The following is a 20303-nucleotide window of genomic DNA, read 5'->3' as shown; positions in this document are numbered from 1 at the left end:
CGCCTGACACCGCTTTGCGCCTTCTCCCATTGCAGAAGCCGCACCGGGACAATAGATGGTGCAGCAGCGGCTGCCCTTCAGCCGGCCGGAAATAACAGGATTATGCGCATGACCGATACGCTCGACGCAGCGAAACTGACCGATCGCGTCGCGGCCCTGGTCGAGGCTGCCAAACGGGCCGGGGCCGATGCCGCCGATGCGGTTGCAGTACGCGGCCGCTCGACCGGTGTGTCGGTGCGGCTTGGCAAGGTCGAAGGCACAGAGGCGTCCGAGAGCGAGGACGTCTCGTTGCGCGTCTTCGTCGGCAGACGCGTGGCGAGCGTTTCGGCAACGGCGGCATCCGACCCCAATATGCTGGCTGAGCGCGCCGTCGCCATGGCCAAAGTGTCGCCCGAAGATCCCTATCAGGGTCTCGCCGATCCGGCCTTGCTGGTCAAAAAGCCGCGCGATCTCGATCTGTTCGACGCCACCGAGGTATCGGCGGACCAGTTGAAGGAAGCAGCCCTTGCCGCCGAGGCGGCGGCGCTTGCCGTCAAGGGCGTCACCAATTCGGCCGGCAGCGGCGCCAGCGCCGGGCTCGGCGGCCTTGTGCTCGCCACTTCGCATGGGTTTGTCGGCCATTATGTCGCGTCGCGCTTTTCGCGCTCGACCAGCGTGATCGCCGGCGAGGGCACCGGCATGGAGCGCGATTACGAATTCTCCTCGCGCCAGCATTTTTCCGATCTCGACGCGCCGGAAGACATCGGCCGCAAGGCCGGCGAGCGCGCTGTACGCCGTATTGGCGCGCGCAAGGCTGCGACCGGGCCGGTCGACGTGGTGTTCGATCCGCGCGTCGCGCGCGGCATTGCCGGCCATCTCGCCGGTGCCATCAATGGCGCCGCGGTGGCGCGCAAGACCAGCTTTCTGCGCGACATGATGGGCAAGAAGGTGGCTTCGGCCGCAATCACCGTCACCGACGAGCCGCTCCGGCGCCGCGGCCAGGCCTCGCGCCCCTTCGACGGCGAAGGCGTCGAGGGCGAGAAATTGTTCATGGTCGACAAGGGCGTGCTCAACCACTGGTTCCTGTCGACCTCGGCGGCGCGGGAACTCGGCCTCGTCACCAATGGGCGCGGCTCGCGCAGCGGCTCGTCGGTCTCGCCATCGTCGACCAATCTCGCCATCGAGCCCGGGGAAAACACGCCGGAAGAGCTGATCAAGTCGCTCGAGACCGGCTTCTACGTCACCGAAGTGTTCGGCCAGGGGGTCGACATGGTGACGGGCGAATATAGCCGCGGCGCTTCCGGCTTCTGGATCGAGAATGGCGAGCTGGCCTATCCCGTTGCCGAGGTGACCATCGCCTCCAATTTGAAGACGATGTTCCTCAACATGGTTCCGGCGAGCGATCTCGACCGCAATTTCGGCACTGCCGCGCCCACGCTTTTGATCGAAGGGATGACCCTTGCCGGAGCTTGATCCGGCCGTCTCGGCCGGCGCTACTGAAGACCTGCAGCTGCTGCGCGACGCTGCCCGCGAGGCGGGGCTCATCGCCATGCAGTACTTCAACAACAATCCGCAAGTGTGGATGAAGGGCGGCACCTCGCCGGTCAGCGAAGCTGATCACGCCGCCGACAAATATCTGCGCGAGACCTTGCTGGCGGCCCGGCCGGACTATGGCTGGTTGTCGGAGGAAACCGTCGACGACCCGGTAAGGCTTGTCGCGCGCCGCACCTTCGTCGTCGATCCGATCGACGGCACGCGCGGCTTCCTCGAAGGCCTGCCCACATGGTGCGTCAGCGTCGCGGTGGTCGAGAACGGCCGCACGCTTGCCGGCGTGCTCGACTGCCCGGCGAAGGGCGAAATCTATTGGGCGCTGCCGGGCGAGGGCGCATTCCTGAATGGCAAGCGCATCGGCGTGCGTCCGCCGTCGGAAACGGCCGAAATCGCCGGACCGAAGGCGATGATCGACCTGATGCCGGCGAAATGGCACAAACGGCTGAAGCGCGTGCCCTATATTCCTTCGCTCGCCTACAGGTTGGCGATGATCGCCGGCGGCCAGCTCGATGCCACCTTCGTCAAGGCCAACGCGCATGACTGGGACATCGCCGCGGCCGACCTCATCCTGCGCGAGGCAGGCGGCGCCGTGCTCGATCGGCACGGCCGCGCGCCGCTCTATGCCGGCGAAGTGATCCGCCACGGCGCGCTTGCCGCCGGCAGCGGCGAACTCCTCGCTGTGCTCGCCGGCGTCATCGCCGGGCTGGACAATTGACCATCATCAATAGTTCCAAAGTCGGCGGCTTTGGTCTAGACCTGTCCCAAACTCACGATATGTGAAGGATCGACATGGCCGCTGAAGACGGAAAGAAACAGCTTTTGCACCTGGTGTTCGGCGGCGAACTCAAGAAGCTGGGCGGCACCGAATTCCGCGACCTCGACGCGCTCGACGTAGTCGGCATCTATCCCGACTATCAATCGGCGCACGCCGTCTGGAAGGCCAAGGCGCAAGCCAGCGTCGACAACGCCCATATGCGTTATTTCGTCGTTCACCTGCACCGCCTGCTCGACCCCGAAAACAAGGCTCCCGGTTGACATCGATGAACCATGAAGCGGTCAAGCGATCAGCCCCGCGGTCGGCGGTCAGACGTCGCAAGCCGAAGACGTTCTGGCGCAAGATCCGCGAACCGCTGGCGCAGTCGCGATTCGTCAAGAATGCGCTTGCCGCGCTGTTTGCGTATTTCGTCCGCCTTGTCCGCCTGACCAACCGCATGGTCGACGGATCGGCGAAGTTTTCCGGCGGCGCCTATGCGCAGCTCGAGCCTGGCATCATCGCGCTCTGGCACGGCCAGCATCTGCTGACGCCGGCCTATTATCCCAAGGGACGGCCACTGGTTGCCATGGTGTCGCGCAGCGCCGATGCCGAGCTCAACGCGCTGATGGTCGAGAAATTCGGCATCGAGGCGGTGCGCGGCTCTGGCGGGCGCGAAAGCGCAAGGCATCTCGACAAGGGCGGCGCCAAGGCGCTCATCGCCCTCAAAAAGTCGCTCGCCACCGGCAAGAATGTCGCCATGATTGCTGATATTCCCCACGGCACGCCGCGCGATGCGGGGCTCGGCGTCGTCCTCCTGGCGCGGCTGTCCGGCCGGCCGATCCTGCCTGCCGCGATTGCCACCAGCCGCCGCAAGGTGATCGAGGGCAGCTGGGACAAGACGACGATCAACTTGCCCTTCGGCCGCTCCTCGATTGTCGTCGGCACGCCTGTCTTCGTGCCGGCCAACGCAGACGCCGCGGAAATGGAACGCAAGCGCCAGGAGGTCACGGCCTCGCTCAATGCCGCGACCGCCGAGGCCTATCGCCTTGTGGACGGTTCGAAATGAGTATGCGCTGGGCGCGCGCCTTCCTGACGGCATACCGCTTCGCCGGGGCCGCCGCGTACCCGCTGGTCGGACCTTATGTCGCCTGGCGCACATCCAGAGGCAAGGAGGATCGCATTCGCCGGCGCGAGCGCTACGGCGTCGCCGGACGCGAGCGCCCCGAAGGCCCGGTGATCTGGATCCATGCAGCCAGCGTCGGCGAGACCATCGCCGTCGTGCCGCTGGTCGAGAGCATTCTCGACTACGGCGTCAACATCGTGCTGACGACGGGCACCGTCACCTCGGCGCAGGTCGCCGAAGAACGGCTGGGCGGCCGCATCATCCACCAATATGTGCCGCTCGACCTCAAGCCGGCGGTCAGCCGCTTCCTCGATCATTGGCAACCGGACCTGGCGATCATCGCCGAATCGGAGATCTGGCCGATGACCATCCTGGAACTCGGCGCCCGCCGCGTGCCGCAGGTTCTGGTCAATGGCAGGCTGTCCGACCGCTCCTTCAAATCCTGGAAGAAGCGCGCCAACATCGCCGAAGCATTGTTCGAAAATCTCGCCCATGTCGTCGCCCAGTCGGATCTCGATGGCGAGCGCTTCCTTTCGCTCGGCGCCCGGCCGGTCACCGTGTCCGGCAATCTCAAGGTCGACACCGCGCCGCCGCCGGCCGACGAACGGGCACTGGCGGCGCTGAAACGCCAGATCGGCGCTCGCCCGACCTGGGCGGCGATTTCGACCCATGACGGCGAAGAGGCGGTCGCGGCCGAAGTTCACGCCATGCTGCACAAGCGGCACCACGGGCTTTTGACGATCATCGTGCCGCGCCATCCCGAACGCGCCGGGCAGCTGGCCGCCCAGATTTCCGGCATGGGCCTGAAGCTGGCGCAGCGCAGCAAGGGCGACAGGATCACCGCCGATACCGATATTCTGCTCGGCGACACGATCGGCGAGATGGGGCTTTATCTGAGGCTGACGGAAATTGCCTTTGTCGGCCGTTCGCTGACTTCCGAGGGCGGCCAGAACCCGCTGGAACCGGCCATGCTGGAGACAGCGGTGCTTGCCGGCCGCAACGTCCAGAATTTTCGCGAGGCCTATCAGCGCCTGCTCGACAGTGGCGGCGCCAAGCTGGTGCGCGACCGCGATATGCTGGCCGGCGCCGTGAATTTCCTTTTGACCAACGAGGTGGCTCGTCACGAAATGATGGCGGCGGGTGCGGCGACGGTCGACGAGATGCGCGGTGCGCTGGCGCACACGCTCAGGTCGCTCGAGCCCTATATCCAGCCGCTGGTCGTCAAGTCGCGCCTGAAGGGCGCGAACGGGCGTTGACGTGACCTCGGAAGCGCCGCCCTTCTGGTGGGAAGAGCCGGACTGGCGGGTCGTGGCGCTGTCGCCGCTTTCCGCCATCTATGCACTTATCGCCGGTCGCCGCATGCGGCACGCGCCGCGCGAAAAAGTCGAGGCGCCGGTGCTCTGCATCGGCAACTTCACGGTCGGCGGCACCGGCAAGACGCCGGTGGCGATCGCATTGGCCGAGCAGGCCCGGCGCATGCAGCTCAATCCCGGTTTCCTGTCGCGCGGGCATGGCGGCTCCTTCGCGCAGCCGCATGTCGTCGATCCGCACCACGACGCCGCCAAGCATGTCGGCGACGAGCCGCTGCTTCTGGCCGAACATGCGCCGGTCGCGGTGACGCCGAACCGGGCCGCCGGCGCCAGGCTTCTGCTGGAGAAGCTCGGCTGCGATTTCCTGATCATGGATGACGGTTTTCAGAGCGCGCGCATCCACATCGATTATGCGCTGGTCGTCGTCGACGCGCGCCATGGCATCGGCAATGGCCGCGTCATCCCCGGCGGACCGCTGCGGGCGAACATCGTCGACCAGCTGGTCTTCACCAGCGCCTTGCTGAAGATGGGCGAGGGCACCGCGGCCGACACGGTCGTGCGCCAGGCAGCGCGCGCCGGCAGGCCGATCTTCGAGGCGCACACCGCCCCGAGCAGCACGGTGATGCTGGCCGGCAGGCGGTTCCTGGCGTTCGCCGGCATCGGCCATCCCGACAAGTTTTTCGACACCGTAGCCGAGGCCGGCGGCGAGCTTGCGCTGACCCGACCGTTTCCCGACCATCATTTCTACAGCGCGGACGAGCTTGCCGAATTGGCGGCGACGGCACGTAAAGCCGGGCTTGGCCTGATTACCACCGCCAAGGATGCTGCCCGCCTGCGTCACGGCGCAGCGCCGCCGGAATTCCTCGACCGGCTCGATGTGCTGGAGATCGACACCGTCTTCGAGCTCGACCATGTGCCGCAACGCATCATCGACGAAACGCTGGATGCCTGGCGGCAGCGCAGGCTTAGAGGCTGACCAGCAGCTTGGGCACCGAGGCAATGCGGGGACCGGAATTTTTCCGCCGGTCGAGTGTATTTTGTTCTTGCTTTGTGCCGGCAGCTATGCTACTAATTTGTATATGGTGATGATTCGCCGACGACCCGCCCTCGAGCCCCGAGGCGGGTTTTTTATTTCAAGATAACTTCTAAGGTTTCGGTGTCGCTGGCTTGACGTCGCGGCAGGAGACGGCGCGCGAAGGATCGCAACGGGGCGACTTGCATTTGCGTCAGACTACCGTCGGCGGCGCAGTTCCGGATGCGCTTCGATCTCGCGGCGCAATGATGCAGCGGCATTCAGATAGGGTTCCTGCCTGGCGACACTCCAATATTTGAGCTCGTCGAGCGGGATGCTCTCGCCGGTCACCGCACAGCGAACGAAGGCGCCGGGGCTAGTCACCTGGAAATCGCCGTCGAGATAGCGGATGCGGGCTTCCTTGCCGCCGGGGCCTTCGAAACGGTTCATCATGGGGTGGAGCCGAAATTCATGACGATGTCATCGCCACAAATTGCGGCGAGGTCAAGCTTGGTTGGCTTTGCCTGCCTCTGTTTCTGGTGACACTTGCTCGAACAAGCCGGCAAAGCGGATGCCAATGCATGTCGCGCAAAAGTGTGCAGCGGTTTTGCGATAACGACATGCATAAACACAAGAACCTGAAGCGCGTCGCATGAGGCCGGTCGAACGCGACGCGCTTCAGGCATCTCATTCTTCGGCGATGATAAACTCTTCGATCCTCTCCGCTGGCAGCCCGGCCTGGACTGCGATGCGACGAGCAAGTTCGGCTGCCGCGGCGCGCGGCCGCCCCAGCGGCCGGTCGAGCCAGTAGGATATCGGACTGACGGCACGGCGCTCGTCTACGGCGACGATGCGGCCCGATTTCAATTGGTCCACCGTCAATGGCGGACGCGCCAGCGCAATGCCGAGCCCGTGCGCGGCGGCGTCGAGCACGAGGTTGTAATCCTCGAAACGGCGGTCGTGCGGCCGCGGCCGATAGTCCATCTCCTGCGCCGCAAACCAGGCGCGCCACGCCGAAGCGTCGGAATCGTTGATCACCGGAAATTCGAGCAGCCGGGCCGGATCGCCGCGGCCGATCTCCCTGGCTAATTCCGGCGAGGCGACCGGGAACACATATTCTTCGAAAAGCTGCACCGAGATCCGGCCCGGAATGCGGCCGCGCCCGCAGCGGATCGACAGGTCGATGCCCTCGTCGGCAAGATCGCCCTGGCGGATGTCGACGTCGAGCACGATGCGCAGCTTGGACGGGTGGTTCTCCAGCGCCGCCATGCGCGGCATCAACCACAGCCCGCTGACCGAGGGGATCGAGGTCAGCCGCACCACCGCCGTGCCGCGCGGCTCGACCCAGCGATCCGAATTGCTGGCGATCAGGGCGAAGGCTTCGGTGGTGCGCAGATGCAGGCGATTGCCCTCGACGGTCAGCGAGACGCCGCGCGCGCCGCGATCGAAGACTTTCAGCCCGAGCCAGTTCTCGAGCTTGGCGATCTGCCTGCTGACGGCGCCATGGGTGATGTTGAGCTTCTCGGCCGCCGCCGAAAAGCTGCCTGCCCGCGCCGCGGCATCGAAGGCGCGCAGGGTTTCAAGCGGCAGCATCGAGTCTGAGCTGTGATCCATAGTCACAGGTGATACTCGATTTGTTCGTTTGTCAATCGACGCGCAATAGCGTTTCTCTACTTCATGGCATTGGATCGCGAGGACACCGAGATGAGCGTCTATACCGGCACGTTGAATACGACACAGCGTATGGATGCCACAGCTGCCATCGCGGTGGCGCTGACGGTGGTCGGCTGGGCTTCGGCCTTTCCGGCGATCCGCGCCGGCCTTGCCGCCTTCGGGCCGCTGGAACTTGGCGCGTTGCGCTTTGCCATCGCCGCGGTTCCGGCGGCGATCTTTCTCGCGGTCAAGCGGCCGGCTCTGCCCAGGCTCGACGAACTCTGGCGCTTTGTCTTCGGTGGTGCCGTCTTCGTCGCGCTCTACACTGTGATGCTCAATTTCGGCGAGCTGACCGTTTCGGCAGGTGCGGCCGGCTTCATCATCAATATCAGCCCGATCTTCACTGCGATCATGGCCATGGCGCTGCTCGGCGAACGCTTCTCAGGCCTGGCCTGGGCCGGCACATTCCTGTCCTTCGCCGGTATCGGCATCATCGCCATGGGCGAGGGGCAAGGCTTGCATTTCAACAATGGTGCGCTGCTTGTCCTCGGCTCGGCGCTGTGCTCGGCCGTCAACACCATCGTTCAGAAGCCGCTGTTTGGTCGCCACCACCCGCTGACCATCTCGGCCTCGAACATGGTGCTTGGCGCGCTCTGCCTGTCGCCATTCCTGCCGAGCGGTCTGGCGCAGGCAGCGGTCGCCGATACCGCCGGGCTCGGCGCCGTCATCTTTCTCGGCATCGTGCCCAGCCTCATCGCCTACGCTGCCTGGGCAACAGCACTTTCCCGACTGCCCGCGGCGCGTGCCTCGAACTTCCTCTATCTGGTGTCGCCGGTGGCGACGCTGATCGGCTTCTTCTGGCTTGGCGAGGTGCCGACGCTGTTCGGCATCCTCGGCGGCGCACTGGCGCTCGGCGGCGTTATCGTGGTGAATTTGAAGAGATGATTCAGATAATTGAAGCTTTTTCCCGACTCAAACCATGAGCCGTTACTGACGACCATTGCGATGCAGACATGAGCCAGGCCGGCGTCTATGTTGATTGCGTTTGCGAAGCATGGCGAGGGGTCGACATGGGAATGCAGTTTATCTCCGCAATTTTTTTCTTGTTGCTGTTCAGCCAAAATGCCGTCGCGGGTTGGTATCAGATCGAAAACTACGAAGGTTTCATTGGGCCTAACCCAGTCCATCTGTCGCTGCAGAGGAATGACAGTTTCGGCAGCGGGATTACGGTCGAGGGGAGCTATTTCTACGACGCGAAGCAAAGCCCGATAGCAGTGTACGGCAAGATCAACGGCACCAGCGTATTCCTTTGCGAGATTGCGGACGACAAGGAATTCGACCGGGTGCTGGTCATGGGTTCGAAAACGCCCGTCGACACCAGTGGATGCCCATTTTCTCTCGACATTGGTGAAAGCGGCGCAACAGGAACCTGGAGCAAGGGTGCGGACAAACATCCCGTCACGCTCAAGAAAGTTGCGAGCCTGGACGATACCGGCGACGGGAAGATTGACGGAACCGTTGAGATCCCGTTCTGGGCGCAGACCGACACCGACAGGTTTTCAGGCATCTACGCGAAAACCGAAGCCGGAATTTGCATGCGAAAATTGCAAGTCATCGGCAAGCGAAGCAAGAAAGTCTATCAAGAGATCGAGTTCGATGACGACAATTGCGACGCGGGAATGCTGATGACGCCAATCTACATGAATGTTCAAAAACAGACGGAAAAAATCGCCGAGATCATTTCAGTAAACTTTCGTGGCGGCGGCGCTGGCTATACATGTTTTCTCTCTTAAAACTAAGAAGTATCATCAATTGGCGAATTGAGCGGGTGCCTCGCTTGGCGTTGCCCAGGTAATGCTTACCGTCGCCCGAACAGCCTCTCGATATCCGCCAGCTTGAGTTCGATGTAGGTCGGGCGGCCGTGGTTGCAGGTGCCGGAGCCGGGCGTCGCCTCCATCTGGCGCAGCAGAGCGTTCATCTCTTCCGGTTTGAGCAGGCGGCCGGAACGTACCGAGCCGTGGCAGGCCATGGTCGCGGCTATCCTGTCCAGCCGCTCCTTCAGCGTGCCGACCGTGTCATTGTCGGCGATCTCGTCGGCGAGGTCGCGCACCAGCTGCTGGACGTTGGTCTCGCCGAGCATCGACGGCGTCTCGCGCACCGCAACGGCGCCTGGGCCGAAGCGCTCGATGCCGAGGCCGAAGCGGGCCAGCGTCTCGGAGTGCATGGCAAGCCGCTCGGCGTCTTCCTCCGGCAGGTCGACAATCTCGGGCAGCAGCAGCATCTGCGACGGCACCGCGCGTGAGTGGAGGGCGTTCTTCAAGGCCTCGTAAACCAGTCGCTCATGCGCCGCATGCTGGTCGACGATGACAAGCGAATCCCTGGTCTGGGCGACGATGTAGTTCTCATGCACTTGCGCGCGCGCCGCGCCCAATGCCGTGCCGAGCAGCGTCTCTGCCGCCTGATCCTGTCCGGCGCGCGCGTCGGCACTGTGCAGTGGGCCGGCGTCGAAGGCCGCCTGCTCGTCCTCGCCGAAGCCGCCATTTGCAGAGCCCATATCGAGCGGCCGCTGCGGCGAACGGGCAGGGTCGAAACCCGCAAAGCCCGACGCCCGATAGGCGGCCTCGTAACTGCGGTGACCGTTGGCCGGGCCGCCATGCGCATAGGATGCCGCGCCCGGCCGGAACGCTGCCATCATGCCGGCGGCACCGGTGGTGGCGGCGCGGATCCCGGCATGGGCCAGTGCTTCGCGGATGGCGCCGACGATCAGGCCGCGCACCAGCCCCGGATCGCGGAAGCGCACGTCGGCCTTGGCCGGATGGACGTTGACGTCGACGATCGCCGGATCGAGCGTCAGGAACAGCACGGTGACGGCATGGCGGTCGCGCGGCAGCACGTCGGCGAAGGCGCCGCGAATGGCGCCGGCGATCAATTTGTCACGCACCGGGCGGCCGTTGACATAGGCATATTGCTGCAGGGCGTTGGCGCGGGTGAAGGAGGGCACCGAGACATGGCCGGCGAGGTGCACGCCGTCCCGCACCGCGTCGATGGCGATCGCATTGTCGGGAAAGTCGGCGCCCATCACCTGTGCCACCCGGCGCAGCCGGCCTTCCGGGCTGTCCTCGGTCGCCGGCAGCTCCAGCGTCGAGCGGTCCGGGCCGGCCAGCGTGAAGCGCACGGCGGGAAAGGCGATGGCGATGCGCTTGACCACGTCGCCGATGGCCGAGCCTTCGGCGCGCTCACCCTTCATGAATTTGAGCCGCGCCGGCGTGGCGAAGAACAGGTCGCGCACCTCGACCGTGGTGCCGCGATTGGCCGCCGCCGGCCTGACGGCGGAGACGCGGCCGCCGTCGATGCCGATCTCGGCGGCGTTTTCACTGGACGCTGTGCGTGAGCGGATCGACAGCCGCGCCACCGAGCCGATCGACGGCAAGGCCTCGCCGCGAAAGCCGAGCGAGCGGATGTCGTGGATGTTGTCGGCGAGCTTCGAGGTGCAATGGCGCGCGATCGCCAGCGCCAGTTCCTTTTCCGGAATGCCCGAGCCGTCGTCGCTGACACGGATCAGGTTCAGCCCGCCGCCGGCGGTGACGATCTCGACACGCGTGGCGCCGGCATCGAGCGCGTTCTCGACCAGTTCCTTGACCACGCTTGCCGGACGCTCGATGACTTCGCCGGCGGCGATCTGGTTGATCATCGTTTCGGAAAGCTGGCGAATGGGCATGGCAGCACTATAGGCGGATTCGTGGTCGATGCGGGAGGGGGAGAATAGCGTTGATTGTTGCAAGGCAGGGAGACTGCTCCGTTGCGCTCCGTCCCACCCCCCTCTGGCCTGCCGGCCATCTCCCCCGCAAGGGGGGAGATCGGATGTCGCCTCGGCCTCCGCCAGTCTCCAATGTCTCAAAGGTTGGCGGGACGCATGAACCGCCAATCTCCCCCCTTGCGGGGGAGATGGCCGGCAGGCCAGAGGGGGGTGCTGTCCCGCCACGATGTAGAGATAGGAATATTGTTGAAGTGAATGGGCTTGGCCCCCAATTGACTTAGTGGATTTAGTCGGGCGAAGGCCAAAATCTGAAGCGAATGGCCGTTGGAGGCGACATTTGGACGTCATCCTAGATTACTTAATGGTAAACTTCGCTCGATGGATACAGCGTCGAAAGAGTCGTATTGCAAGAGTAATTTTGTTCACTATTTGGACGATTATTTCGATATCGCTAGCAGTTGTTCTGGTTTACCTCCTGTATATTCGAAATCTTACCATATAGATTATTGTTCAATCGTCGGGTCGTTCTCGAGGAAATCCACGCAGCTGACCGCGACCGTGCCTTCAACTCATGAGCTTGGGCAGCGCTGCCGCCAGTGCATCGACGGCAAGGCGGACTTTCATCGGCAGATGTGGCGTCTGCAGCCACAGCGCATGGGCGTCATAGAGAAACCTCGGCTGTTCCGGCAATAGCGGGACAAGTACGCCCGCCTGAATGCGCTGGCGAACCAGCCAGTATGGCAGCCAGGCGAGCCCCATGCCGGCGGCCGCGGCATCGGCGATGGCATCGAGATCGTCGAGCCGCAATCTGCCAGCGAGCCTGACCTCCGTCGCAGGCTGGCCATTGCGTGGAAACAGCCACGGCTGAACGGCACGCCCGGAACGGCGGTAGATGATCGCGTGATGGCTGCCGAGGTCATCTATCGCCTGCGGCTGGCCGTGCCTGTCGAGATAGGATGGCGACGCGCAGACGACCATGTGCTGGCGCGCGACGCGCCGCGCCATCACCCCGGCCTGGTCCTCCAGATCGCCCGTTCGGATGGCAAGGTCGCAGCCGTCCTCGGCGAGGTCGGCGAGGGCGTCGCTGAACGACAGGTCAAGTTCCAGCGCCGGATATTGCTGCGCAAGCCCGAACAGGATCGGGGCAACGCAGCGCCGGCCGAAATGCACCGGCATGAGGACGCGCAGCTTTCCGCGCGGTTCGGCAAGCTGGTCGGCGGCGAGCGCATCCGCGGCCTCTGCTTCGGCAAGCACCAGCCGGCAGCGTTCATGATAGGTGCGCCCGAAATCTGTCAGGCTTTGGCGGCGCGTGGTCCGGTTGATGAGGCGCACGCCCAGGCGCTCCTCGAGAAACCGGACATGCTTGCCGACCATCGGCCCGGACAGATCAAGAGCCGCCGCCGCGGCCGCGAACGAGCCCAGGTCGACGGCTTTGACGAACACGGCCATGCTGGTAAGGCGATCCATATTCAAAACCCACAGTTTCCACTGATCTACTCAAGCGGCTATTTATCCGCCTGATTGCCGCTGGCATAGCACATTCAGTGCAAATATTTTGGAGTTGTGACCGATGGCGCGTGTCGTTCGTTTTTATGAGCTGGGTGGTCCCGAGGTTCTGCGCATCGAGAATGTCGACATGCCTGCGCCGGGACGAGGCGAGATCCAGATCCGTGTCAAGGCGTTGGGTCTGAACCGGGCCGAGGCGTTGCTGCGTTCAGGCAGATATATCCAAACCGCGCCGTTGCCTTCTGGTCTTGGGCTTGAGGCCGCTGGCCTCGTCGAAACGGTCGGCGAAGGCGTGGACGGGTTTGCGCCGGGCGATGCCGTCAGCATCGTGCCGCCAGTGTCGATGGCCCGCTGGCCTGCCTATGGTGAGATTGCCACATATCCCGCCGAGCTCGTCGTCAAGCATCCACCATCGCTGAGCTGGGAAGAGGCCGCCGCTGCGTGGATGCAATATCTCACCGCCTACGGTGCGCTGATCGACATTGCCAAACTCGGCAGGAAGGACTTTGTCGTCATCACTGCGGCATCGAGCAGCGTCGGACTGGCGGCGATCCAGATTGCCAACCTGGTTGGCGCGACCCCGATCGCCGTCACACGGACGTCCGCCAAGAAGCGGACTCTGCTTGAGTTCGGCGCGGCCCACGTCATCGCCTCGGCAGAGGTGGATCTGGAAGCTAGGTTGAAGGAAATCGCCGGCCCGGACGGCGTGCGCGTGGTGTTCGACGCGGTCGGCGGGCCGATCTTCGAGCCTCTGACGGCAGCGATGGCACTGGGTGGCATTCTCATCGAATATGGCGGCTTGAGCCCCGACCCGACACCTTTTCCGTTACCTGCAGTGCTAGGCAAGACGCTGACGCTGCGCGGCTATCTCGTCCACGAGATCGTGCGCGATCCGGCCCGGCTACAGGCCGCCAAGACATTCATCCTTGATGGACTGAAATCGGGTTCGCTGAAGCCCGCAATCGCTAGAACCTTTCCGTTTGATCAGATCGTCGAGGCGCATCGTTATCTCGAGTCGAACGAACAATTCGGCAAGATCGTCGTGACGGTTTGACCGGGCATTGTGGGATAGCCTCACGCTTGCGCCGCCAGCCAGTCCCGCACCTTGCGGGCGTTGTCGCTGAGCTCGCGGTTCCTCGACCAGATGACATGAAAGCCCTTGCCGGTCGTCATTGTGTGGCCGGTGACGCGCACCAGCAGCCCTGATGCCAGCAGCCGCTCGGCGAGATGACCCCAGCCGAGCGCGATGCCTTGCCCTTCCATGACTGCCTGGATCACCAGCGCATAGTCGTTGATGCGCAAGCCACGCCCGGCATCGGCGATGTCGACACCGGCCGAGGCGAACCATTCGTCCCAGCTGGCGGCCTCGCGAAACGGCTCTTCGAGATGAATGAGACGATGCGATGGAAGGTCCTTCACGTTCGCCGGCAGCCCGAACCGGGCCACATAACTAACGCCGGCGACGGGGAATATCACTTCATCGGCCAGCGGCAGCGAATGATAATCCGGCCATTCCTTGGGCTCGCCGCCGCGGACGCCGAGCGGAATGTCTTCGGCGATGATGTCGAGATCGCGGTCCGCGGTCTGGATGCGCAGGTCGATGCCCGGCAGTTCGTCGCGAAACTGCTGCAGGCGCGGCATCATCCAGAACGAGGCGAATGCGGTCGAGGCGGCGAGCGTCACGTGAGCGCCGACGGCGATCTGGCGCAGATCTTCCGCCGACTTGCGGATGTGCGACAGGCCGAGCGAGACGTCGGCGTGAAAGCGATCGCCGGCCTCGGTAAGGCTGACTTGCCGGTGGCGGCGCTGGAAGAGTTTGGCGCCGAGCTGCTCCTCGAGCCCACGGATCGCATAGGAGACGGCAGCCTGCGTCATGCCGAGCTCCCGCCCGGCGGCGGTAAAGCTCGACAGCCGGCCGGCGGCCTCGAAAACGATCAGGCTGCCGGCCGAGGGCAGCAGATGGCGCAAGCTTCGCATAAGCTGAGCTTATACAAGAGATCAGGATTTTCCAGCGTCACAGCTGCATTTTGTCTGGCTAGATTGATCGAGACAGGAAGATGGAGCCTCCATGAACGCACCGGCCGTTGAAGTGAGCGAACATACCAATCGTCGCGCGGGTGGCCGCCTGGGGCGCAAGGCGCTGCGGGGAGCTCCCGTAGCGTCATTTCCGACCCTGGTTCGCAAGATTCCGGTGTATCAGATGGTCCCGGACGAGGCGGTGGAGCTCATCCACCAGGAGTCGCTCAGCATCCTCGAAGAGGTGGGATGCGAGTTCCGCGACGACGAGGCTATCGCAATGTGGAAGGCGGCGGGCGCCGATGTCTCCGAGACAAGGGTCCGGATCGACCGCGCCCTGCTGATGGACCTCGTCTCGAAGGTCCCGTCGGAGTTCACGCTCAATGCGAGGAATCCCCAGCGTTCCGTACGTGTGGGTGGCAACAACTCCATCTTCGTGCCGATGTACGGGGCGCCTTATGTGCGCGACCTCGACAACAACAGGCGCTACGGCACACTCGCCGACCTCAACAATTTCCACAAGCTCGCCTACATGGCGCCGGCGCTGCATTCGTCGAGCTCGATCATCTGCGAGCCGATGGAAATCGCGGTGCCGAAGCGTCACCTCCACATCATCCATTCAGCGCTGAAGCACTCCGACAAGCCGTTCATGGGCATCGTGACCTCCAAAGATCGAGCCGAAGACACGATGGCGATGGCAGGCATCGTGTTCGGCGAGGACTATGTCCGCGACAACCCGGTCCTGGTGGCGATCACCAACTGCAATTCGCCGCTGGTCTGGGATGCCACCATGCTGGACGCGATGAAAGTCTATGCGCGCCACAACCAGCCGCTGATCCTCGCGCCCTTCGCCCTTTGCGGCGCCTCGACTTCGGCCTCTGCAGTCGGTGCGGTCGCGCAGGTCAATGCCGAAGCGCTGGCGGGCGTCGCGTTCACACAGCTCTTGCGTCCGGGTTCGCCGCAGATCTACGGACAGTTCATGGTGACGGTCGACATGAAGACCGGCGCTCCCATGGGCGGCACGCCGGAGGCGGCCCAGATGATGTATCTCATGGGCGCGCTGGCGCGGAAGTATCGGCTGCCGTGGCGCACGTCCGGTTTCCATGTCGGTTCGAAGCTGAACGACGCCCAGGCGGGCTACGAGGCGAACATGCTGATGCATGCCGCCATCCTTGCCGGCGCCAACTACATCTGGCACTCCGCCGGTTGGCTCGAGGCCGGCCTGACCTGCGGCTATTCGAAATTTGCCACCGACTGCGAGCAGCTTGTCGGCTGGTACAAATATGCTGGCGGGCTGCCATTCGACGATTTCAAGGAGGCTATGGCGGCTATCCGCGAGGTCGGACCGCAGGGCCATTTCCTCGGCACCCAACACACGCTCCAGCATTTCGAGTCCGCCTTCTTCATACCGAGCATCATGGACTTCAATTCGTTCGAACAGTGGAAGGCGGAAGGAGCAAAGGACCACGACACCCGCGGCCGCGAGAAAGCGCGCAACATGCTCGCCGATTATGAGGAGCCGAAGCTCGATGAGGGCATCGCCGATGGTCTCAAAGATTTGATTGCGCGGCGCGAGGAGAAACTACCGGACAGCGTTAGTTGATAACGGGCGAAGACCCGATGGGAACCATAACGGAGGAAAAAATGACACTCTTCAGAAGCAATGGTGATCGCGTACCGAGCGCCATCGAAGCGATGGCCAGCGAGGCGCGTGCAGGTCGTGTGGATCGGCGCGAGTTTCTGGCTCTGGCAAGCGCTTTCGGCGCATCGACGGCCCTTGCCTACGGCATGATCGGTCTTGCCGTGCCAGAACGGGCTTTGGCTGAAGAGCCGAAGAAAGGCGGCACGCTGCATGTTTCGATGTCGGTGAAGGCACAAAAGGACCCGCGCACCTACGACTGGGTGGAACTTGCGAACATTTCACGCTGCTGGCTCGAGCCGCTTGTCCGCTACACCCGCCAGTTCACTTTCGAGCCGGTTCTGCTTGAAAGCTGGGAGGTCAATGACGACGCCACCGAATATGTGCTGCATGTGCGCAAGGGCATCACCTGGACCAATGGTGATGCTTTCGGCGCCGATGATGTGGCCTACAATCTGACGCGCTGGTGCGAAAAGGCTGCAGCCGGCAATTCCATGGCCGCGCGCGTCGGTGCACTGATCGACGCAAAAACCGGCAAGGCCAGGGATGGCGCGATCACCAAGGTCGACGACAACACGGTCAAGCTGAAGCTGAACGAGCCGGACATCTCGCTGATCCCGAACTTCACCGACTATCCGGCGCTGGTGGTCCATCGCAACTTCGACGCCGACGGTGCCAATCCGATCGAGAAGCCGATTGGCACCGGGCCGTTCGAACTGGTGTCTTATGCGGTCGGCCAGAAAGCGGTCGTCAAGCGTCGTGAGACTGGCAAGTGGTGGGGCGGTGAAGCGCTTCTCGACGGCGTCGAATTCATCGACTACGGAACCGATTTCAACGCGTCGATAAATGCATTCGACTCCGGCGAAATCGATCTCAACTTCGAGACGCCCGCCGACTTCATAGACATCCTCGACAAGATGGGGCTGGTAAAATCGGAGGTCGCGACAGCGACCACGCTCGTTGCCCGGACCAACGTCACGCACAAGCCCTACGACGACAAGCGCGTCCGCAACGCCCTGCAAATGGCCGTCGACAACCAGGCGGTGCTCGAACTTGGCTATGCCGGGCGAGGGACTGTTGGTGAAAACCATCACGTCAGCCCGATTCATCCGGAATACTTCGCGCTGCCCAAGAAGAAACGTGACGCCGCGGGCGCCAAGAAGCTGATGGCCGAGGCCAAGCAGGCCGACTTCGAGCATGAACTGATCACCGTCGAGGACGATTGGCAAAAGAATACCGGCGACGCTATTGCCGGCCAGTTGCGCGACGCCGGGATCAAGGTGAAGCGCACCGTGCTGCCGGGTTCGACTTTCTGGAACGACTGGACCAAATATCCTTATTCCATGACCATTTGGTACATGCGCCCGCTTGGCGTCCAGGTGTTGGCGCTGGGCTATCGCACCGGCGAGGCCTGGAACGAAACCGGCTACTCGAATCCTGATTTCGACGCCAAGCTCAAGCAGGCTCTCTCGCTCATCGACGTGGAAAAGCGCCGCGAGGTCATGAAGGACATCGAGCAGATCCTCCAGGATTCGGGCGTCATCATTCAGCCGTTTTGGCAGAAGCTGTTCAGCCACATGAACGAGAAGGTGAAGAACTACGCTGTCCACCAAACCTTCGAGATGGATCTCCAGAACGTCTGGCTGAACGCCTGAGTTGCCAGCAGAGGACGCGTTGCAGGATTTCATGGACCGCAAGAAAGCCGACAGGCAAGATGCGTGGTACTGATAGCTTCCGTCAGTGAACAATCGGGGACACGCATGAAACTGCCACTTTTTGTTGCCGCGCTTTCGATGGCCTTGCCGGCGGCCGCGTTTGCCGGCCCTGCTGCCAACGCCGTGAAGTTCTTCTATGTCCCGTCGGTCAAATTCGAGGCCGATGCGCAATATCGCGACCGCTTCACCGCGCCGGTGACGAAACTGTTCGAACTGAACGACAACGCGGCAAAGAACCATCCGGATGAAGTTCCCTGCATCGACTTCGCCCCTGGTCTCGATGCGCAGGACTATGACGAGAAGACCGTGGCCAAGACGCTGACGCTGGCCGAAACGCTGGATGGCGACAGCGCCGAGGTGACAGCGACGTTCAACCTTTTCCCGGAAGGCGATGATTCCAAACGCGAAATGGTCTGGTCACTCAGGAAGATCGATGGCCAGTGGAAGGTCGCCGACATCACCTCGAAGACCAGCGGCTGGACACTCAGTGCGCTCGAATGTCTGGCCGGGCAGACCCCGGAGTGATGCCGTGCTCCGCTGCCGTCCCTGGGTTCTGGCGACTGCGTGCCTGCTGGCCGGATTGAGCAGCGCCGCCGCTCAGGGCCTGTTGGGCGCGCCGCCCGCAGACGCGCCGGCCGACAACGCGGCACCTCCGCCGGCAGAGTCGCCGGCAGAAAACGCACCGGCCGCACCCGTGCAGCCGGGCTCGCCGACGGCGGTGGTGAAGCCGTTCTACGAGCATGCCGGGCTCGAGGTCGATCCGGCTCAGCGGGGCCATTTCACCGATCCGGCAAAGTCGGTGCTGGACAAGAGCGACGCGCTGCGGAAGTCGGGGCAGGGCGAGTGCCTCGATCCCAACATGGCGCTCGACAATGCCGAATACGACGAGGCGGAGATCGACAAGAGCCTGAAGACCATCGAAGCGGTCAAGGGCGACCAGGCCAAGGTCGTTGTCGCTTTCGTCGCCTCCGGCAATCCGCACCGGCTGGAATGGAAGCTCAAAAAGGTCGACGGCGACTGGAAGATATCGGACCTGCTCTCGGTGACAGGCGAATGGGCGCTCAGCCAATACCAGTGTGAGTGAGAACGGAACCGATGAAGATCAGCAACATCCGCGTCACCCACGTCAACGTCCCGCTCGATGCTCCGTTCTGGTGGACGGCTGGTCTCTACGGCGGCGCCTCGAAATCGATCATCGAGGTCGAGACGGACGAAGGCGTGGTCGGACTGGGCGAGGCGCCATGGTGGCATTTCGGCGAGGTGATCAAGGCCGAGATCGCGCCGGCGCTGATTGGCGCCGATCCGCTCGACATCGCCGACTGCGAGGCGCGCTGTGTGCCGCCCTGGCAGATCACCGCCAACACCGGCGAGAACGCAGCCACGGTGGCGTTCGGCGCCATCGAACTGGCGCTCTGGGATATAAGAGGCAAGGTCTTCGGCATGCCGCTCTATAAGCTGCTCGGCGGCGCGGTGCGCAAGGACATTCCGTTTTCGGAATATTTCGCCTTTCGCCCCGCTCAAGGCGGAGCCGGCGGCGAGATGACCGCCGAAGCGATCGTCGACTATTGTCTCGGCATACGAGAACAGCACGGCTCGACGATCTTCGAGGGCAAGCTGATCATGGGCGATCCCGAGCTCGAGATCAGGACAGTGCGCATGCTGCGCGAGGCGCTTGGCGATAAGGCGCAGATCAAACTCGATTCCAACATGCAGTGGTCGCTGACCACAGCGCGCTGGGTACTGCGCGAGATCGAGCCGTTCAACATCCGCAATTACGAGGATCCGGTCGCGACCTTCGAGGAGATGGCAGCGCTGCGCCAGCATTCGCGCATTCCGTTCTCCACGCACATCCCGGATCTCAGACGGGCAGTCGCGCTCGGTGCGCCGGATTACTTCGTCTGCAATTTCGCAGTACTCGGCGGATTGTCGAAAACTCTGAAATTCATCGCCGCCTGTGAGGCGATGGGCAAGGGGTTCTGGTGCTATTCGAACGATCTCGGCATCATGACATCGGCTTATCTGCACGTCGTGGCGGCGACACCGTGGATCACCGAAGCATCGCAGTCGCTGTTTCGCTGGCAGATCGGCGATGTCATCAAGGACGGTCCTTTCCGCCAGACGGGCAATACGGTGCGCGTGCCGGAGGGTGACGGGCTGGGCGTCGAACTCGATCCGGCTGCGATGAAACGCTGGGCGGGCCACTTCGCCGAACACGGGCCGATGGGCCATTTCAGCGACCCGAACAATCCCGGCCGCTACCGGCGGCTCCCGCTCAACTGATGCAACGT

19 protein-coding genes are annotated in these 20303 nt (G+C 63.4%); 14 read left to right on the top strand and 5 right to left on the bottom strand.

Translation table 11 applies throughout. The annotated features are described in order from the left end of the window. The first annotated feature begins 108 nt into the window (after positions 1–108). The 6 genes from NKJ93_RS08040 to lpxK all read left to right on the top strand — a co-directional run bounded on the left by NKJ93_RS08040 (position 109) and on the right by lpxK (position 5693). Positions 109–1452 (top strand): TldD/PmbA family protein, encoded by a 1344-nt coding sequence (locus NKJ93_RS08040; protein WP_023717163.1) that lies wholly within the window; start codon positions 109–111, stop codon positions 1450–1452. Continuing rightward, positions 1439–2245 carry a 3'(2'),5'-bisphosphate nucleotidase CysQ gene (locus tag NKJ93_RS08035; RefSeq protein WP_352496159.1) on the top strand — a complete coding sequence of 269 codons (807 nt, stop codon included), beginning with the start codon at positions 1439–1441 and terminating at the stop codon, positions 2243–2245. The genes NKJ93_RS08040 and NKJ93_RS08035 overlap by 14 nt, the downstream gene beginning before the upstream one ends. Positions 2246–2319: 74 nt before the next feature. After that, on the top strand, positions 2320–2565 hold the full coding sequence (locus NKJ93_RS08030; RefSeq protein ID WP_352588488.1) for a DUF4170 domain-containing protein: 246 nt from the start codon (positions 2320–2322) through the stop codon (positions 2563–2565). 5 nt (positions 2566–2570) lie between these two features. Beyond that, a complete protein-coding gene (locus tag NKJ93_RS08025) occupies positions 2571–3350 on the top strand; it encodes a lysophospholipid acyltransferase family protein (protein WP_023717166.1) in 780 nt (259 codons plus the stop codon). After that, positions 3347–4663, top strand: a complete 1317-nt coding sequence (gene waaA / locus NKJ93_RS08020; RefSeq protein ID WP_023717167.1) for a lipid IV(A) 3-deoxy-D-manno-octulosonic acid transferase — start codon at positions 3347–3349, stop codon at positions 4661–4663. The genes NKJ93_RS08025 and waaA overlap by 4 nt, the downstream gene beginning before the upstream one ends. A gap of 1 nt (position 4664) precedes the next feature. Beyond that, complete coding sequence (gene lpxK, locus NKJ93_RS08015; RefSeq protein ID WP_352588485.1) at positions 4665–5693, top strand: tetraacyldisaccharide 4'-kinase; 1029 nt, start codon at positions 4665–4667, stop codon at positions 5691–5693. A 255-nt stretch (positions 5694–5948) separates the two neighbouring features. On the opposite strand, the gene NKJ93_RS08010 is transcribed toward lpxK, so the two are convergent. Both NKJ93_RS08010 and NKJ93_RS08005 read right to left on the bottom strand, forming a co-directional pair. Beyond that, positions 5949–6182 carry a DUF2093 domain-containing protein gene (locus NKJ93_RS08010; protein ID WP_031193470.1) on the bottom strand — a complete coding sequence of 78 codons (234 nt, stop codon included), beginning with the start codon at positions 6180–6182 and terminating at the stop codon, positions 5949–5951. A 234-nt stretch (positions 6183–6416) separates the two neighbouring features. Next, positions 6417–7322: a LysR family transcriptional regulator gene (locus NKJ93_RS08005; RefSeq protein ID WP_352588482.1), complete on the bottom strand. Its 906-nt coding sequence runs from the start codon at positions 7320–7322 to the stop codon at positions 6417–6419. A 111-nt stretch (positions 7323–7433) separates the two neighbouring features. Between NKJ93_RS08005 and NKJ93_RS08000 the strand changes: the two genes are divergently transcribed. Together NKJ93_RS08000 and NKJ93_RS07995 are read left to right on the top strand one after the other, a co-directional pair. Then, positions 7434–8327, top strand: a complete 894-nt coding sequence (locus NKJ93_RS08000; RefSeq protein WP_352481285.1) for a DMT family transporter — start codon at positions 7434–7436, stop codon at positions 8325–8327. Between the two features lie 68 nt (positions 8328–8395). Further along, positions 8396–9175: a hypothetical protein gene (locus tag NKJ93_RS07995; RefSeq protein ID WP_352588479.1), complete on the top strand. Its 780-nt coding sequence runs from the start codon at positions 8396–8398 to the stop codon at positions 9173–9175. A 65-nt stretch (positions 9176–9240) separates the two neighbouring features. Here the strand turns inward: NKJ93_RS07995 and mutL are convergent, their stop codons facing one another. Next, positions 9241–11100: a DNA mismatch repair endonuclease MutL gene (gene mutL, locus NKJ93_RS07990; protein WP_023717172.1), complete on the bottom strand. Its 1860-nt coding sequence runs from the start codon at positions 11098–11100 to the stop codon at positions 9241–9243. Positions 11101–11703: 603 nt separating this feature from the next. Then, the gene (locus NKJ93_RS07985; protein WP_352481317.1) at positions 11704–12606 is read right to left on the bottom strand and encodes a LysR family transcriptional regulator; all 903 of its coding nucleotides are present in this window, start codon (positions 12604–12606) and stop codon (positions 11704–11706) included. A 103-nt stretch (positions 12607–12709) separates the two neighbouring features. On the opposite strand from NKJ93_RS07985, the gene NKJ93_RS07980 reads away from it, so the two are divergent. After that, the gene (locus NKJ93_RS07980; protein WP_352481283.1) at positions 12710–13699 is read left to right on the top strand and encodes a zinc-dependent alcohol dehydrogenase family protein; all 990 of its coding nucleotides are present in this window, start codon (positions 12710–12712) and stop codon (positions 13697–13699) included. A 20-nt stretch (positions 13700–13719) separates the two neighbouring features. Here the strand turns inward: NKJ93_RS07980 and NKJ93_RS07975 are convergent, their stop codons facing one another. Further along, the gene (locus NKJ93_RS07975; RefSeq protein WP_023717175.1) at positions 13720–14622 is read right to left on the bottom strand and encodes a LysR substrate-binding domain-containing protein; all 903 of its coding nucleotides are present in this window, start codon (positions 14620–14622) and stop codon (positions 13720–13722) included. A 91-nt stretch (positions 14623–14713) separates the two neighbouring features. Here NKJ93_RS07975 and NKJ93_RS07970 point away from each other — a divergent pair, with 91 nt between their 5' ends. From NKJ93_RS07970 to NKJ93_RS07950, 5 genes are all read left to right on the top strand, one after another. Further along, positions 14714–16264 carry a trimethylamine methyltransferase family protein gene (locus NKJ93_RS07970; RefSeq protein ID WP_023717176.1) on the top strand — a complete coding sequence of 517 codons (1551 nt, stop codon included), beginning with the start codon at positions 14714–14716 and terminating at the stop codon, positions 16262–16264. 41 nt (positions 16265–16305) lie between these two features. Then, a complete protein-coding gene (locus tag NKJ93_RS07965; RefSeq protein ID WP_352481282.1) occupies positions 16306–17955 on the top strand; it encodes an ABC transporter substrate-binding protein in 1650 nt (549 codons plus the stop codon). Between the two features lie 105 nt (positions 17956–18060). Beyond that, positions 18061–18540 (top strand): DUF3828 domain-containing protein, encoded by a 480-nt coding sequence (locus tag NKJ93_RS07960; RefSeq protein ID WP_352588476.1) that lies wholly within the window; start codon positions 18061–18063, stop codon positions 18538–18540. A 4-nt stretch (positions 18541–18544) separates the two neighbouring features. Continuing rightward, entirely contained in the window at positions 18545–19099 is a 555-nt protein-coding gene (locus tag NKJ93_RS07955; RefSeq protein WP_352588473.1) for a hypothetical protein, read from the top strand. Positions 19100–19110: 11 nt separating this feature from the next. After that, positions 19111–20295 carry a mandelate racemase/muconate lactonizing enzyme family protein gene (locus NKJ93_RS07950; RefSeq protein ID WP_352588470.1) on the top strand — a complete coding sequence of 395 codons (1185 nt, stop codon included), beginning with the start codon at positions 19111–19113 and terminating at the stop codon, positions 20293–20295. The last annotated feature ends 8 nt before the right edge of the window (positions 20296–20303 follow it).

Origin of the sequence: Mesorhizobium sp. M0028 (genome assembly GCF_040323855.1) — a bacterium.
Taxonomy (GTDB): domain Bacteria; phylum Pseudomonadota; class Alphaproteobacteria; order Rhizobiales; family Rhizobiaceae; genus Mesorhizobium.
This window is presented reverse-complemented; position numbering and strand designations above follow the sequence as displayed.

Excerpts from the sequence above, each read along its gene's own strand:
- NKJ93_RS08040 (WP_023717163.1), top strand. The coding sequence starts at position 109 with ATGACCGATACGCTCGACGCAGCGAAACTGACCGATCGCGTCGCGGCC.
- NKJ93_RS08030 (WP_352588488.1), top strand. The coding sequence starts at position 2,320 with ATGGCCGCTGAAGACGGAAAGAAACAGCTTTTGCACCTGGTGTTCGGC.
- NKJ93_RS08025 (WP_023717166.1), top strand. The coding sequence starts at position 2,571 with ATGAACCATGAAGCGGTCAAGCGATCAGCCCCGCGGTCGGCGGTCAGA.
- waaA (WP_023717167.1), top strand. The coding sequence starts at position 3,347 with ATGAGTATGCGCTGGGCGCGCGCCTTCCTGACGGCATACCGCTTCGCC.
- NKJ93_RS08010 (WP_031193470.1), bottom strand. The coding sequence starts at position 6,182 with ATGATGAACCGTTTCGAAGGCCCCGGCGGCAAGGAAGCCCGCATCCGC.
- NKJ93_RS08005 (WP_352588482.1), bottom strand. The coding sequence starts at position 7,322 with ATGCTGCCGCTTGAAACCCTGCGCGCCTTCGATGCCGCGGCGCGGGCA.
- NKJ93_RS08000 (WP_352481285.1), top strand. The coding sequence starts at position 7,434 with ATGAGCGTCTATACCGGCACGTTGAATACGACACAGCGTATGGATGCC.
- NKJ93_RS07995 (WP_352588479.1), top strand. The coding sequence starts at position 8,396 with ATGAGCCAGGCCGGCGTCTATGTTGATTGCGTTTGCGAAGCATGGCGA.
- mutL (WP_023717172.1), bottom strand. The coding sequence starts at position 11,100 with ATGCCCATTCGCCAGCTTTCCGAAACGATGATCAACCAGATCGCCGCC.
- NKJ93_RS07985 (WP_352481317.1), bottom strand. The coding sequence starts at position 12,606 with ATGGATCGCCTTACCAGCATGGCCGTGTTCGTCAAAGCCGTCGACCTG.
- NKJ93_RS07980 (WP_352481283.1), top strand. The coding sequence starts at position 12,710 with ATGGCGCGTGTCGTTCGTTTTTATGAGCTGGGTGGTCCCGAGGTTCTG.
- NKJ93_RS07975 (WP_023717175.1), bottom strand. The coding sequence starts at position 14,622 with ATGCGAAGCTTGCGCCATCTGCTGCCCTCGGCCGGCAGCCTGATCGTT.
- NKJ93_RS07970 (WP_023717176.1), top strand. The coding sequence starts at position 14,714 with ATGAACGCACCGGCCGTTGAAGTGAGCGAACATACCAATCGTCGCGCG.
- NKJ93_RS07965 (WP_352481282.1), top strand. The coding sequence starts at position 16,306 with ATGACACTCTTCAGAAGCAATGGTGATCGCGTACCGAGCGCCATCGAA.
- NKJ93_RS07960 (WP_352588476.1), top strand. The coding sequence starts at position 18,061 with ATGAAACTGCCACTTTTTGTTGCCGCGCTTTCGATGGCCTTGCCGGCG.
- NKJ93_RS07950 (WP_352588470.1), top strand. The coding sequence starts at position 19,111 with ATGAAGATCAGCAACATCCGCGTCACCCACGTCAACGTCCCGCTCGAT.